Genomic DNA, 17,861 nt, shown 5'->3' on the forward strand with positions numbered 1-17,861 from the left:
GAAACTCAATATATAATAGTCCAAAAGAAAGGGACTAATCCCGAATGCTTTCGGGATGTAGTTCGGCATTACCATTCTACAAACCAATCCGCCACAGGCAGAGAACTATTATAGGTTAAGAATTGGTATAACATTCTAAAAACTAAATCCGCCACAGGCGGAGAACTATTTTAGTTTAAGAATTGGTATTATTTACCAAGTATAAGAACAAGGAGGCTAGGCGATGCAATACCCTTGTGCTTCGTATTTTTAAAAAATATTTTTTCTAGTTCTTAATTGTCAAGCATCTTCAGCGATTGCAGCATTAGATTGTCCTAAATACTAGACTTTTGAAGTTTATATGAAGAAAAATAAAGCTTCGTTGTAAATCATTTACCACTGGTTAAAAAAAAGAACCCACAAATAAATTTATGCTTTTTTAATCCACAAAATGTTTGCAAGTAGACATTTCTTTCACATACCTTAGTAGCCCGATTTTACAATAAAGTAATATCGGATAAAATGAATCTTCAATCAATCTAACTATAAATTAATCCATTATGAACAATTTCTACAAATTATTAATGCTGGCAGCGTTTACTATTTCTGCCAATGCAATGCAGGGTCAGTTAACCGGCTCACGCACCATTCCAAGTGCAAACTATGGCTCAGTTCGAATTGCAGTCGACTCCATTAATACCTACGGTGTGGGTGCAGGTGGAATTATTTTTAACATTACACCTGGTCATTATGAAATGACATCGGGTAATATTGCCTTGTTAAATTACACCACAACTTCCAATTCCATTGTCTTCAAGAAAAATGGAGCAGGTGCAAACCCGATTATTACTGCAGGCACAGGCACTGGAACTAGAGATGGTATCCTTCGTATTGAAGGCACTGACAGTGTAACTATTGACGGGCTTGAGCTAAGAGATACTATTACAAACACCACTGCAACACAAATGATGGAATATGGTGTGGCGTTCTTTAGAAATTCAGCTACTAATGGTTCTAACAACTGTAAGGTGATTAATTGCGTTATCAAACTTCAAAAATCGAATACCAACAATAGTATCGGTGTTTCATTGACAATTACCAATAGTACTGGTGCTACGCAAACAGGGACTGTTGTAGGCTATAGAGCGTCGAACCTTCTTATTGAGAACGATTCTATCAGCAATGTTACTTCAGGCATCCATTTATCAAATACAGGTACGCCTATATCGCCACTATATGATGACAATGTAATTATTAGGAATAACAATATCAGCAACTTTGGTAATACTTCTTCAACTTATTATGGAATAAGATTCGATCAATGTACAAATTCCTCAATATATAATAATACCATTATAGGTGGCACTGGCAACACGGTTACATGTTATGGTATCTATAATACAGGAAATGATTCTATGACAAATACGGTAAGAAAAAACACGATTACACTTACACCTAGCAATACAAGTTCGCAAGTTACTGCCATTATTTTTGCCAGTTATTCTGGTGCAGCAGGTACGCTAAATGTTGACTCGAATACTATTCAGAATTGTACGATGGCAGCAGCCACTACATCTAATTGGTATGGTATATATTTAAATTCATCAACCAACTTTACCAATGTTATTAATGGAAATATATTTTCTAACAATAAATATGGTTCTACTTCTACTACCTCTACTGGAGACTTTCATGCTATATATATGGCAGGTGCAAACAATACCAGTTCAGGAAGTTCAATTACTATTGCAGGAAATTCCATTACGGGACATGCCCGCTACCAAAGCACTATAGGTGCTGGATTTGCCTACATGATTGGAATGACCGTAGAAGCATTGACAGTAAATATATTTAACAATACCATTCAAAATGACACGATGCCTAGCAACTCAATTTTTGCAGGTATATATAATACTGCTTCTTCAGCTACAGTAACTAGAAGAATATACAATAATACCGTAAAAAATATTGTTCGTTCTAATGCGAGCACAGGTGAGAAATATGGAATTTATTTTAACAGTGGAAGTACTAGTATAGATAGTGTCTATAATAATACAGTTTCTGACTGGAATACCTTGGGAACAGGCCAATTTATTGGTATTGGGGCTAGTTCAACGGGAAATAAATATTTTGACAGGGACAGTATATATAATATAACAGACTCATCAACATCAACCAACTATATGCTATATTGTATAAATGGCATTACCAATAACGTAGTAATTGCAAACAATTATATATATAATATTACTTCAAGAGCCAATTCTTTTACACATCACAATATTTTCAACAGTTCTGGAAACGCGGGTACAGCAAATTCAGGCCGAATAGATTCCAATTACATCAATACGCTGTCTTTCCCAAATACTACAACAGGAATAGTATATGGTATACAAACCACAGGGCATCCTTATACCTATAACATTCGGAATAACACCATTAGCAGTATTAGTTACGGAGGAGGTTCCACCGTGGCAACTGGGTTATTTTACGGAATTAATCCATCAGGGACTAATCTTACAGCCAACTCAACTTTAAATGTATCAAATAATTCCATCAGTAGCTTCACGAGGAGTCAAAGCTCTCCAGGCTCAGGAGTAACGTATGGTATTTATGGTAGTAATGCTGGAAATATTTTTAATAATGTTTTCAATAATACAGTACAAAGTATAAATGCCCCCAGCAATAGCGATATGGCTGGAATATTTTTGGCGGGATCGAGTGCCTCCATTTATAAACGTATTTATAATAATGTTGTTAAAAGTTTTACTCGGTCAACCAGCACAAATGGAACAACAGAGGGCATTTATATGTCAGGCACTTGCTTAAGCGATAGTGTATTCAACAATACCATTAATACCTTTACTTCCATAGGAACCGGAGTTACCTATGGTATTCGTAGCGAAGGAGCATCTACCAACAAATATGTTTTCAATGATTCTATATATAATATTACTGCTACTGGCACTATTAATGGTATATCGCAAGCAAATGGCACAACCTGCAACTATCACCGCAATATTGTAAGTGGATTGACTAGCAATACTGCTACTACTGGAGTTGTAAATGGTATATCAATGACAACGGGAATAGCAGTAAATATATTCAACAACAAAGTAGCCAATCTCACAGCTCCCTCGCATACTGGCTTTTCAGTAAATTCTATTACAGGGATTTCTATTTCAGGGGGCACCGCTGCAAATGTATATTATAATACAGTATATTTAAATAATACAACTAATACGGGTACTACATTTGGTAGTGCTGCATTATTTTTATCTACTACACCCACTGTTTATTCTATAAACAATATTTTAGTAAACAATTCCGTTCAAAGCGGAACTGGAACTACTTCGGCATGCTACAGAAGTAGCACTGTACTTACAACGCATCGTGATAGTAGCGGATATAACTTATATTACGTGAGCTCGGTTGGTACCCAACGTAACTTGATGTTTGATGGTACTACACGTAGTCAAACACTTTTACAATTAAAAACTTATTTCCGCACACATGCGTTTGGTCTTCGTGAACAATATTCAATCAATGAAAGCCCCACTTTTTTGAGCACAACTTATTCGAGCAATAACTTCCTGCGAGTAGATTCCACCATAGCAAGTGGTATTGAAAGTGGAGGTCGCCTGCAACCAAGCACATTTTCAAGTAACGACTTTGAAAGGAATACTGTAAGAACAGGTTATCCTTTGGGAGGCCAAAGCAATGGTGGTGGCAAATTGCCTGATATAGGAGCCTATGAATTCGATGGTTTGCCAAATACTGCACATGCATATAGCACCAGCAACGTAACACACCCCACTATGCTTGCTGCTGCACGTAACAGAAAAAACCAACAGATATTAAAAATGGAAGTAGTAACTACAGGTGCTTATGATTTGCAAAGCGTTACCAATTTCACCTTAAATGCTAACAATACCGACAATATTGCCGATGTTGATTCTGCAATGTTATATTATACAGGCAATGTAAATTCATTTGATACATTTATGTATATTGGACGAGTAAAGCCTTCGATAATTAATTATAATATAGCAACTAATTTTAAACTGCAACCAGGCAGCAACTATTTTTGGCTAGTATATCAAACCAATGACACTGTAATCTTGGCCGACAGTATTGATGCTGAACTAGTAGGTGTTACCGTTGGAGGGGCAGTGCAAACCATAAATGCAGCTCCTGACAAAGGAAGGGAAATTAAAGGCCCGATGTGTGGAAACTTTACAGTAGGAGTTGCAGGCAACTACACTACAATTACCGATTTAGCATCAGAATTAGGGAACCGCGAAGTTGATACCACATGTACCATTGGTGTTGTGTGTAAATTACTTGATGCCACTTATAGTACCAATGAAACATACCCTATTGTATTTGATTCCATAGTTGGCACAGGGGCAGGAGGAAGAACTATAACTTTAAAACCAGCTTCAGGTGTTAGTGCAACCATTGTAAGCTCACAAAATCACAGCTTAGTGCAATTTAAAGGCACAAGGTATTTTACCGTTGATGGAAATAATGGTAATGGGCAAAAAAACCTCACCTTCAATAATAATAATTCCAGTCCCACAGCAGCATCTATTGCAGATGTTTGCTTAATAAGTTATGGCACCAATCTTGGTGCTAAATACATGACATTTAAAAATACAAATTTTACTTCTTTCACAGGCTCTCCTAATGGCACATTAAATACCGCAAGTGCGGGTATAGCAACTGGCACCATAGCCACCGCAGTAGCTGCTGCAATTGATATTGACAATCTCACAATCGATAGTTGCTGGTTCTATAATGTTGCTCAAGCTGGGGTATTCCAAGGTGCGACCATTTTAGATACACTTACTATTACACATAATATTGTGGGTCACGATGACTATACAACAAACAGAGGTTCGTACGGTTTCTTCATAACAAATGCGGGTGTTACCTATTTCAATTATAATAATATTTATAATTTAATAAGTAGTTCCCCTGTTTCATTTGTGAACCCTTATGGTGTGTCGATTCAAAATACATTGGTTGGTGGTTTGATTGAAATAAAGAAAAATACTTTCAAATCAATCAGATATGAAAGAGTAACAGCAACAGGTTTTGGGACAGCAGCTATATTTGTTTCACCAAACGTTGCAAATTCAAATGTTAGAATCCACAATAATTCTATATCCGATCTTACTTCTTCTGGTAATCTAATTGGATCTGCTGTAGGCAGCGGAATCAAAGGAATTTCTATTGGAGGAACGGTTACAAGTAATGTACAAGTTTATAATAACTCTATTAGTCTTGCTGGAACGGTTATTCGTTCAGGTGCCACTAATGACAAATCTGCTTGTATATTTATTGATAATGTTGCAGATAGTATGTATATTTATAATAACACTACTTCTAATAGTATACAAAATTCGACAGGTATTGATACAGCATTCTCATTCTATTGTATTGCAGCTTCATCAAAGTTAAAAGCTATTGACAATAATAATTATTATGTAAATGCTACAAGAAGTAGACTTGCCTTTTTCTTAAGTGCTGGTGCTGTAAATACTTTAGCGGCTATTAAAACTGCTTCTGGACAAGATACCTTCTCTTTATCGGGCAATCCAAAATATAATACTTCTACCAACCTTCGTCCACAAAGCACCACAAATTTATTTACCGCTGGTAAATCTTTAGCAGTAATTACTGATGATTTATTAGGTACAACACGCAGTGCAACTCCAACAATAGGTGCGTATGAAGATACTGGTGACTTTGCTGCTCCAGTAATTACCTATACAGCTTTTGCAAACAGCAGCAATGTGGCTACTTATAATGTAAATAGTAATGTGAAAGCCATTGACCCCACACCCGGCACACTAGCTACTAGTTGCAGAGTATATTATCGCAAATCGACAAACGCCAATGCATGGGGTGGTACTAACGATAATACCACAGATGGTTGGAAATATGTGGACGCAACAGTTAGTGGAATATATTTTAATATACCCATTGACCACAACCTGTTATACGGTGGAACTGCATCGGGCGATCAAATATATTACTTTGTAATAGCCCAAGATGGAAAAGCAATACCGAATGTTTCTTATTTAAATGGAACACTTACGTCAACACCTACTAGCACAACACTTACCACTGAATTCCCATTAACTGGCTCGCCTGATTCATATATTATCAACAACGCCGTGACTGGATGGATTGATGTGGGTCCAAGCTATCCTTATAAAAATTTAACAGGCGATACCGGTGTATTCAAATTCATCAACCAAAATATTTTGGGTGGCAATTTACATGTGCGTATACGTGAAAATTTAGTAGAACCAGGTACACATGCATTAAACGAAATAAGTGATAGTATTGGAAACTCAAGGGTAATTATATATCCTGACAGTGGAGGTATTACCCGCAACATCACAGGCTATGTAGCACAAGCAATGATAAGAATAAGTGGTGCTGACCGTGTAACTTTCGATGGCCGCGATACAGCAACGCTCACAGGGAAGTACTTAATGTTCCGCAATACCCATGCAACCAACTCTACTTTCAAATACTTGAACGATGCAAGCTATGACACCATTGAGTATTGCACAGTCGAAGGTATGAATTCCTCATCCATATCAGGAGTATTATATATAGGACAAGGCTTAGCAAATGGTGCAGATAATCTCACTTTTAACAATACTGATTTTAGAAACCGTAGCGATTCCGCGGCGGCAGTGCTACCAAATACTGTTATTTATTGCGAAGGCCAGTCAATATATATACTTAACGACAATATCAATATTACCAATAATAATATATATAACTTTAGTAACGCTGGAATTTTTGCAGCTAATATTGGAAACGGTTCTGGCATAAATATTACTGGAAACAATTTCTACTTCAATCATTCCACAAATGCAACCACTAGTCAATTTTGTATTAACTGGGCTGCGGGAGGTTTGTCGGGAGGCAATACCATTAATGATAATTATTTTGGTGGTTCTACTGCCAATTGCGGAGGTGCGGCTTGGACCAATGCCTCTGTAACAGCAGGAACATCATGGAATGCCATTCGTATTACTGGTAATAGCGTAAATTCAAATATTTTGGGTAATACCATTCAAAACCTTCAAATTCCCAATGCAGGTAATGGTCCACAGTTTATTGGTATTTTTGTGAATGGTAGTGGTGAAGAAACAATTGGAAGTGATCTAAAACCAAATATTATTGGTAGTGCATCTGACACCGCAGGGATTACCGTTAATACTGGTAATTCTCAGTTTGGTATTGTTGGCACTTCTACCAATAATGTTCGCATCCGTTATAACCAAATCCAAGGTTTGAAGTTGGGTGCATCAACCACAGCATTTACAGGCATTCAAGTTACTGGTGCTACTGGATTCGATTCAATCGAAAATAATACTATTGGGGCAAGTGCTACTGTAAATAGCATAAACCATTATGGTACAAGTACTGTGATAGGAATTACTGCAGTCAAAACTTTCGGGTCCTACGTGGCGAATAACACTATTCAAAGTATTAGCACTTTTGGTGCTACACAGTTTCAAGGTATTAATCAATCTGCTTCAAATGTGGGTTCTAACATTTACACAATTGGAAATACAATTGGCTCTTCAACCGCTGCAAATGGCATTAGATTATATGGCGTACACACAGGTTTTTATGGATTGATAACTAGTACAGTAACAGGTAAATCATATATATCGGGAAATACAGCAAAAGGAATACAGCTACTTAACAATGCAGCCACAGGGCAAGTAACTTTCGGACAGTTTAGCGGCTATGACAATTATATATACAGCAACACCTTTGGTGAATTAGGTGCTACAAATAGCATTGTGTCTGCCGGCAATAGCCCCTTTCTCGCCTTTAACAATACAAATAATGATTCCTTATTCTTCTACGGTAATACAATTGCAGGTGTAAATATGTCAAATACTAGCACTCCTGTTTTTTATGGTATTTACCAAGCTACGAATAATGCATATATACTTGACTCGGGCAATATGGTTGGAAACCCTGCTGTAAACGGTAGTATCACAATGGCAGGTTCGGGCTTTTTCTTTGGATTGTACAATGCAAATTCCAATACCTTTGGTCTTGACTTTAAAAACAATACCATCGGTGGTTTAACTAGGTCTTTAGCTGGAGGGTCATACACAAATTACATGATATACAATCAAAACAGTTCCAATACTGTTAGCGGTCATAAGTTTAGAAACAATACCATTGAAAACTTAAGTTTTGCGGGTGCCGCCACTCTTTATGGTATTTATACCTTTGGAAGTGCTACTCCAAGTTTAGGCTTGCAGATAAATGACAATAGTATTAAAACAATAGCATTTACACACAGTAGTTCTTCTTCCTCAATGTATGGAATTTTCCCAGCTTCTGGTGCTCCCGATTTGGTATCCTATAATAATACAATTGGGCATGCTACATTTACTAATAATATTACTATGAATGAAGTAGGTACTTTTGCCGGTATTTATAATAGCAACGCTACCGACACGGTTATGATATATAACAATATAGTAGCAGGGATCAATATTAATAATTCCGCAACATCACCCTCAATTTATGGAATTTACAATTCTACTACTGCGTCATTATTCCTAGACTCTGCAAATACTATTGGTAACACTGGAGTTAGTGGAAGTATTACAATTGGTGGACTCGGCACATTTTATGGCCATCAATTTATTGGCAATCCTGCTAACGGTATAAAAATTAAAAACAATATTGTTGGAGGCATATTGCGATCAGGTACTGGAACTTACATAAGTTATGGTATACAAAATACTGATGCAAGTAATACCAATAGTGCACATAATATCAATAATAACACTATCCAAAATATGACCTTTGCGGGTGCTGCTACTACTTATGGCATTCACTCTGTTTCTTCATCTGCTGTAGCTAATAATGGCGGACCTGGCGATAGGGTTTACAACAACGTTATTAAAACTGTTTCGTTTACACATAGTACCGCATCATCGCTCTTCTATGGCATTTTCCACAATAATGCTTCCGATTGGTTGGTTTACAATAATACAATTGGAGATACTTCTACTACAGGAAATATTACCATGAATGAATTGGGCACTAACGGATTTGCAGGTATTTGGAATGCCAATACAAACCCCGATACCAGCATTATCTATGGTAATGCAATTGGTGGTATTACTATTAACAACTCTAGCACCAGCCCAAGTATGTATGGTATTGGGCAAAATGGAGCGACTTCGACAAACTGGTACTTTCTTGATTCAGCCAATGTGGTTGGAAATAGCAATGTAAATGGAAGTATTACGATAAATGGAGCAGGGGCTTTCTATGCTCACTATATGCCTGCCACTATTGCAGTTTCTGGAACAGGACATACTATTAAAAATAACAGTATTGGAGGATTGACTAGAACAGGTAGTGGATCGGCCAATACCTATGGAATTTTTGAAACGTATGCACCTGCTTCTATTACTAGCAATAATCTTGTTGGCAACAACACTATTAGCAATTGGAGCTTAGCAAATCCTGGAATCACTACAGGTATTTATTGCAGTGTGAGTGCGGGCAGGTACAGCTATATATATAATAATACTGTAAAGGCTATTACCCTTACCAATGCAGGCTCAGCTAGTTCTTTTTCAGGAATTGCATTCAATGCAGGTAAAGTTAACTTTACCCAACCTGACTCAAGCAGTGCAGGTAATAATGTGGTGGGCGACCCCAATGTTTCCAATAGTATTAATAGTGCTTTGAATGGCCCTCACAGTGGAATTAGTACTGTTGCAGCAAGTGCCACTATGATTAGAGGTAACAGCGTAAATAACATCACCGCTACTTCTTCTGGCACAAGCAATGGGATAGTTGGTATTGCTGCAGGAAATGGTGCCACTGCTGCGGAAATTACTAGTAACACTGTTAAAAACTTAAGCTGTGCTGGTACAAGTACTAACGCTTTAAGTACTGGCGGTTCTGTTAGTGGCATCTTTACTACATCAACTTCTACCATGAATGTTCAAAATAATATCATCAATGGTATTGCTCTTACCAGCTCAGGGACTACATCATTTGCCACTGGAATTGATTTATACTTGCCAGGTGCTACTACTGTAAATTCAAATAGAATATTTAACTTGGCCTCTAATAGCAATGGTGATTTGTCAGGCTTGTATTTCAGAAGCACGAACAACACAACACATGTAATTAAAAACAACCAGATTACTATTGCGAATGGCGGTAATACAAATGATGCACTTATTAAAGGTATCTATGCCGACCAAGCTGCTGCAACAAGTACTACACAACTTTACTATAATACGGTATTGCTTAGTGGTTCAGTTTCATCAGGCTCAAACTTAAGTACTGCATATTATAGAAATAGCACCACAGGAAATACTAATGTATTGAATAATATATTCATGAACGAACGCACTGGAGGTAGCGGCACTCATTTGGCACAATGGTATGGTTCAGGCATTACTAATAACCGTACAAACTATAACTTGAACGTAACGGCTGACAGCAATAATGTTGCCCGTAGCAGTTCTACCAATTACAACCTCAATGCATGGCGTAATGGCTTGCAACGCGACAGTAGTGGTTGGTATGCGATAGCAGGAACAAATGTTGTGGCCGATAGTATGTTCATCGATAGAGTGAATGGCGATTTGGGAATAAACACCACCACTACCGAGGCTTGGTATGCCTGCGGTAAAGGTTTGCAAACACCTGGTTATGCCGATGAATACGGGAACCCTGCATCTGTTAGAAGTACAACTATAGCTACAGGTGCACCTGATATCGGTTCCGATGAATTTACACCTACCTCTGAGCCCGATGCATTATTTGTAAAAGGCCCACATACCAATAATAACACGGATTCATTGATGTACGGTTTCAGACCTGTAGCCTATATATATTGGAAAGGGGGCACTTTGCCTACCTATGGCAACTTGCGTTATTATACAGGAACAACTCCTCCTGATAATACCAATAATGGATTAAACCCTACAGCTAAGTATATGAATTGCTACTGGATAATTGCTGCCACAGGTGGAACTTTATATGAGTATGATATCAATTTCAAGTATGATGATGCATTGGTGGGAACATTGAGTTCAGAAAGCAATTTGAGAATTTCACGTAAACAAATAAATGTTTTGGGAACTTGGAAAGCACATATAGCCGATGCAACTGTAAACACAAGTACCAATATTATGCGACTTGTGAATACCACTGGATTCTCGGTTTGGACAGGTAGCGACCAGAGCGACCCATTGCCTCTTACCTTAGTGAGCTTTACTGGTAAAAAACAAGACAAAAATGTAATGTTGAACTGGGTTACCTCATTCGAAGAGCAAATGGATGGTTATGAAGTAGAATACAGTATCGATGCTCAAAACTTTGCAAGCATCGGATTTGCGAAAGCGGTGAATAACCATTTCAGCGAATGTAATTATAACTTGTTGCATACTTCACCTGTTACAGGAAACAACTACTACCGTTTGAAAACTTTAGAAAGCAATGGTAAGTTTAGCTATAGCAATATCGTGGTGGTTAATTTTGACGATGTTGAGCAGATGCAAATTGTTATTCAACCAAACCCTTCAAAAGACCAGGTGAGTATCGTATTGCAAAACCAAACACAGCCCGCCTTAATCCAAGTGTTTGACATGGCAGGCCGCTTAATGTTCAATGAGAAAGTTACTTTAGGTCAGAACATTACTCAGGTAAACCTACAAAACTGGAACTTGGGTAGCTATATTTTACGAGTTACCAATGAAGACGGAACCTCATTCGTTCATAGAATAATGAAAGTAGAAGAATAGAATCATCTAATTTATAAAATCAAATTTCAAAAGCCGTCCATTTCTAATGGGCGGCTTTTGTTTTTTAGCAAGTGCGATAACAATAACTCTACAAACACTTTACTTTTGCAGAACAATATATACAACGACAGATGGATTTCAAAATAAGACCCGGAACGGTCGAAGACATGCCTACCGTAATGGCCTTGGTAAAAGAACTAGCTGATTACGAGCAAGCCCCTCACGAGGTTGAAGTTACGTTAGAGGAACTAGAAAAAGACTTTGCTATGGAATACTTCCATTTTTTAGCTGCTGAGGTAAAAGGTAAAGTAGTAGGGATCTGCCTTTATTTTATCAAATACTCAACCTGGAAAGGCAAATGTATATACCTGGACGATATCATAGTACACGATACTTACAGAGGAGAAGGGATAGGTTCCAAGCTTTTTGAAAGTCTGATAGGCATGGCACAAGAAATGGGCGTTCGCAAACTAGAATGGATGGTACTTAACTGGAACGAGAATGCTATTGGCTTTTACGAAAAATTCCCAACGGTTTTCGATAGCGAGTGGATACTTTGCAAACTCACGGAAAAGGAAATTAAAAAATATCCTATTCAAAGCAATTAAAAGTTTGCCACTTGCAAAATTATTCTTTACTTTTGCACTCCCAAAAATAACACATACATGCATTTAACTTCTGAAGACAAGAAAGCAATTTTTGAAAAACATGGCAAAGTAGCTACCAATACCGGTAGCCCCGAGAGCCAAATAGCTTTATTCACAACCCGTATCAACCACATATCGGGTCATTTGAAAACCAATAAAAAGGACAAATCTGCTGAGTTGAGCCTTATTAAAATGGTAGGTAAACGCCGTTCATTGCTCGATTACTTGACACATAAAGATATTTTTCGTTATCGTGCCATCATCAAAGAACTTGAACTTAGGAAATAATTCCTTTTATAAATATTCTACTATAACAGTCAGTTATTCAAAAATAAATTGGGTAACTGACTGTTTTAGTTTCTATCCACGCCACAAACAAATTAAAATATAAATAACAACAGCAGCAAGGGGTCCGGCATTGTGGACAGCCCTCAAATTGTTGCACTAAACAAGCGGTTCAAAAAATTATGATTACCCCAATTACAAAAACAATTGACCTAGGAGATGGACGTACCATTACCCTAGAAACAGGAAAACTGGCCAAACAAGCAGACGGTTCAGTAGTAGTTAAGCAAGGCAACACCATGTTACTTGCCACTGTGGTTTCTAACAAAGAAGCCAAACCAGATATGGATTTCCTTCCCCTTTCTGTCGATTACCAAGAAAAATTTGCAGCCGTAGGCCGCATCCCCGGTAGTTTTCTCCGTCGTGAGAGCCGCCTTAGCGATTACGAAGTACTTATCTGTCGTATTGTGGACAGGGCTTTGCGTCCTTTATTCCCCGACGATTACCATGCCGATACCCAAGTTATTATTAGCCTAATATCTTCCGATGAAGATATAATGCCCGATGCCTTGGCAGGTCTTGCAGCATCTGCAGCTATTTCTATATCCGATATCCCTTTCGATGGCCCAATTAGCGAAGTACGTATTGCACGTATCGATGGCAAATGGTGCATCAACCCACTTAAATCGCAAATGGTAAATGCCGACATCGACCTTATAGTTGCTGGCACCAAACACGATTTGAATATGGTGGAAGGTGAAATGAGCGAAGTGAGTGAAGCCGATATGCTTGAAGCCATGAAGCTTGCCCATGAAAGTATTAAAGTACAAATACAAGCTCAAGAAGAATTTGCTGCCATGGTGGGCGTTACCAAACGCGAATACAAACACGAGAATAGTGACCTTGAATTGAAGCAAGCTATTAAAGATTTTTGTTATGATAAAATAGTTGCAGTTGCCTCTAGTGCTTCGGCCAAAAGTGAACGAAGTGCAGCTTTTAAAGCTATTGCAAAAGAGTTTGTTGAAAGCCTAGGCGAAGACCATGGGAAAGAACCTTTCCTCATTAAAAAATATGTACACGACATTGAGAAAGAAGCTATACGCAATGTAGTATTAGATACCCGTAAAAGACTTGACGGACGTGAGCTTACCGAGATCAGACCTATCTGGTCAGAAGTGGGTTACTTGCCTGCTACCCACGGTTCAGCTATCTTTACCCGTGGCGAAACACAATCACTAACTTCTATCACCCTTGGTTCAAAGCTCGACGAGCAATTGCTCGATGCTCCTATGGCCAGCGGCAAAGGAAGATTCATGTTACATTATAACTTCCCCGGTTTCTCTACTGGCGAAGTAAAGCCTAACCGTGCCCCTGCTCGTAGAGAGATTGGTCATGGCTACTTGGCTTCTCGTGCAGTACGTAAAGTTATGCCCGACCAAACAGTTTGCCCTTATGTAGTGCGTATTGTGAGCGATGTATTAGAATCAAACGGTTCTTCTTCAATGGCTACGGTTTGTGCCAGCTCATTGGCTTTGATGGATGCAGGTGTTAAATTGAATAGCCACGTATCAGGCATTGCCATGGGGATGATTGCTGACGAAACCACTGGCAAAATAGCTATACTTTCAGATATATTGGGCGACGAAGATCACTTAGGCGATATGGACTTTAAAGTATGCGGTACCGAAAAAGGAATCGTGGCTTGCCAAATGGATATTAAAGTAAACGGACTAAGTTACGATGTGCTTGCCCAAGCTTTGGAGCAAGCCCGCCAAGGTCGTTTGCACATACTGGGCAAAATGAAAGAAACCCTTGCTGCTCCAAATGCAGATTACAAACCACATACACCGCGTATTGAAAGTGTGATTGTAGACAATGAGTTTATTGGTGCCATTATTGGCCCTGGAGGTAAACATATACAACAACTACAAAAAGATACGGGCACTACCATCTCTATTACGGAAAATGCTACTGGCCAAGGTGTGGTTGAAATTATGGCAACCAATGGCGATGGAATGGCTGCTGCCCTTAAAGCAATTAAAGGCATTACTACCAAACCAATAGTAGGTGAAGTATACGAAGGTATCGTTCGTTCTATACAGCCGTTCGGTGCTTTTGTTGAATTCCTACCTGGCAAAGACGGCTTGTTGCATATCTCAGAAATATCGCACGCACGCCTCAACAGTATGGACGGTGTTTTACAACTGGGCGAAGAAATACAAGTGAAACTGGTTGAAGTAGACCAAAAAACTGGTAAGTTCCGCCTAAGCCGCAAGGTATTATTGCCAAGAGAGGAAGCGGTGAAGTAATAATATAAATATAATAGAAAAGCCCTGCTGAGAAGTAGGGCTTTTTTGTTGTTTGACTGGTTCGTATTCTGCTCAATCAAACCATCGCAAATAAATCTCAACAACTACCTAAAATTACAAATTGTAGATTAAAACACCACCCACCACCTATAATTTCGCAGTTAATTACGACCATGCAGTTTTCGGATATAATAGGACATACCAAGCTTAAGCAAAAAATGGCGGCCACCATTGCCGAAGGCCGTATTGCCCATGCACAAATGTTTGTGGGTGCCGAGGGTACAGGAGCATTGCCACTGGCACTTGCCTATGCTGCATTGGTTAATTGCGAAAACCCAACGGAGACCGACTCCTGCGGCGTGTGCAACTCTTGCAACAAAACAAACAAACTAATCCATAGCGACCTACACTTCACCTTCCCCACTGTGGGCAAAGATGTAGTGAGCAGCGATCTGATGGAACAATGGCGTAAAGCCCTCACCGAAAACCCCTACATGGGCTACCGCGACTGGGTGCTAAAAATTGGCGAAGAGGGCAAGCAAGGGAATATTAATACCAAAGAAACCGCAGATATATTCCGCAGGCTTAGTTTGAAAGCTTTGGAGGGAAAGTTCAAAATACAAATTATTTGGGGTGTAGAATATCTGAAAGAGCAAGGTAATAAACTACTGAAAATATTGGAAGAGCCGCCCGAAGGAACACTCTTTATTTTGGTATGTGAAGACCCTAACCAAGTATTACCCACCATTCTCAGTCGAACTCAAATAGTACAAATCCCGCCGATAGATTATAATAGTCTCACCGCTGCATTGGTAGCTGAGGGAATGGAAGAAGCTCTAGCCAAGCAAACTGCTTCACTAAGCAGCGGCAGTTGGCTTATGGCACTATCACTTTCACAAAACTCAGCCAACGATTTATTTACTTACCTCAAAGATTTTTTGAACCTGTCTTTGTTCGATAGCAAAATACCCGAACGTATACGCCTTATAGACAGCTTAGCCCAATGGGGACGTGAACCACTGAAGCTTTTCATTAATTATCTCATTGACATGCTACACAAAGCCGAGCATATCAGTTTTCAAACAAATTTGGCCAAAACCGCCTTTGCCGAGGAAAATGTTTTCTTAGAAAAATTTGCCATGATGCTTACGCCCTATAAGGCTGAGCTTATTTTTAAAAAGGCGAATGATGCGATAATGCACATTGAAAGAAATGGCAATGCCAAATTAGTGTTGTTTAATTTATCTTTGTCGGTTAGAAATGTGCTCGCCAGTTAGCAATTGGCCACATACAAAATTGATTAAGAGTATTTTAAAGCTATAAATTTTAAAAAAGATGGGATGTAGTAGTTGTGGAAGCGGTGGCTGTAGCACCGGCGGTTGTGGCACAGGATGCGGCAACAACGATATAAAAGGCACATCGGGGTGCAATAAACTTAATGTATATGATTGGCTTGGCGGCATGAAACTACCTCCCGGACACAAACCATTTAATATAGTGGAAGTTCGTTTCAAAGGAAGCCGCAAAGAGTTTTTCCGTAATAACAATAATATAGAACTATACATGGGCGACCCTGTGATAGTTGATGCTGACAATGGTTTCGATATAGGGCATGTCTCTTTAAAAGGCGAATTGGTTAAGCTTCAATTAAAGAAATATAATATTGCAGATACCGACAACCGACTGAAAGAAATACAGAGACTTCCTCGTGAAAATGAATTGGTCCGTTATAAAGAAATAAAAGCAGAAGAAGCTGGCATGTTGCAACGTGCCCGTACTGTAGCCCTGCAAATGGGTTTGCAAATGAAGTTGAGTGATATAGAGTTGCAAGGCGACCGCAAAAAAGTAATCTTCTTTTATACTGCCGAAGACCGAGTAGACTTTAGAGAACTTATAAAAAAATACGCAGATGAATTCCGCACACGCATTGAAATGCGTCAGATAGGCTACAGACAAGAAGCTTCTAGACTTGGAGGTATAGGTAGCTGTGGCCGAGAACTCTGCTGTTCAACCTGGCTCACCGATTTCAAAATGGTAACTACCAGTGCTGCTCGTTACCAAAACCTTTCGATGAATCCTTTGAAACTACAAGGGCAATGTGGCAAACTCAAATGCTGCCTCAACTACGAACTTGATACTTATTTAGAAGCTTGGGATAATTTTCCTCCCAATATTGAAAAACTCAGGTTACAAACCAAGCAAGGAGTGGCGTTCCTCCAAAAAACTGATATACTCAAACAAATGATGTGGTTTGCCTATGTGCGTGAAGGTGTGGGTAGTGAATGGGTAGCATTGGGGGTACAAGAAGTGAAAAAAGTAATCGAACTCAATAAAGCTGGTCAGAGTCCCGAAACACTCGGCGAAAAGGACAAAAGCAACGAACCTGATGTAATTAAAACCCTAACTGAAGATATGGAAGGCAGTCTTACCCGCCTGGATAGTAAAGGGAAACGCGGAGGAGGTGGCAGTGGTGCCAGCCGCAATAAAAATAGAAACAGTAATAACAGAAACAATAACCGAGGCGGCGGTGGAAATAAGCCAAACAATAATAGCGGCAATAATACTCCTCCCCCACCTGCTGCTAATTAATTAGGGTCTGCTCATAAACTAAATAAACTTGTTAAACTTACTATAAATCAGTATTTTTTTGCAATTAGGTCGTTGATTTTGCTGCAAGGCTTTTTAGCGAAATTGCTCAATATCCGTGCAGAAGGTTTTGTTAACTCTAAATAAAAAGGAGAATCAACGCCTATATTTCATGTGAAAAAGAAGAATAATTATTCATTAGACCTCTTTCATAATTC

At 38.8% G+C, this 17,861-nt stretch carries 6 protein-coding genes; all 6 read left to right on the forward strand.

Annotation, left to right across the window (positions count from 1 at the left end):
• Nucleotides 1–539 precede the first annotated feature (539 nt).
• The 6 genes from SGJ10_13565 (at nt 540) to ricT (ending at nt 17,646) form a co-directional block, all read left to right on the forward strand.
• Entirely contained in the window at nt 540–11,816 is an 11,277-nt protein-coding gene (locus SGJ10_13565) for a BNR-repeat neuraminidase N-terminal domain-containing protein (GenBank protein MDZ4759149.1), read from the forward strand.
• Between the two features lie 131 nt (nt 11,817–11,947).
• Nucleotides 11,948–12,424, forward strand: a complete 477-nt coding sequence (locus SGJ10_13570; GenBank protein ID MDZ4759150.1) for a GNAT family N-acetyltransferase — start codon at nt 11,948–11,950, stop codon at nt 12,422–12,424.
• A 57-nt stretch (nt 12,425–12,481) separates the two neighbouring features.
• Nucleotides 12,482–12,751: a 30S ribosomal protein S15 gene (rpsO, locus tag SGJ10_13575; GenBank protein MDZ4759151.1), complete on the forward strand. Its 270-nt coding sequence runs from the start codon at nt 12,482–12,484 to the stop codon at nt 12,749–12,751.
• 179 nt (nt 12,752–12,930) lie between these two features.
• Nucleotides 12,931–15,057, forward strand: coding sequence for a polyribonucleotide nucleotidyltransferase (locus tag SGJ10_13580; protein ID MDZ4759152.1), 2,127 nt, complete (start codon nt 12,931–12,933; stop codon nt 15,055–15,057).
• A 173-nt stretch (nt 15,058–15,230) separates the two neighbouring features.
• The gene (locus tag SGJ10_13585) at nt 15,231–16,334 is read left to right on the forward strand and encodes a DNA polymerase III subunit delta (protein ID MDZ4759153.1); all 1,104 of its coding nucleotides are present in this window, start codon (nt 15,231–15,233) and stop codon (nt 16,332–16,334) included.
• A gap of 58 nt (nt 16,335–16,392) precedes the next feature.
• On the forward strand, nt 16,393–17,646 hold the full coding sequence (gene ricT, locus SGJ10_13590; GenBank protein ID MDZ4759154.1) for a regulatory iron-sulfur-containing complex subunit RicT: 1,254 nt from the start codon (nt 16,393–16,395) through the stop codon (nt 17,644–17,646).
• Nucleotides 17,647–17,861: the final 215 nt, after the last annotated feature.

The sequence above is a fragment of the Bacteroidota bacterium genome, from assembly GCA_034439655.1.
In the GTDB taxonomy this organism is placed as follows: domain Bacteria; phylum Bacteroidota; class Bacteroidia; order UKL13-3; family UKL13-3; genus CANJUD01.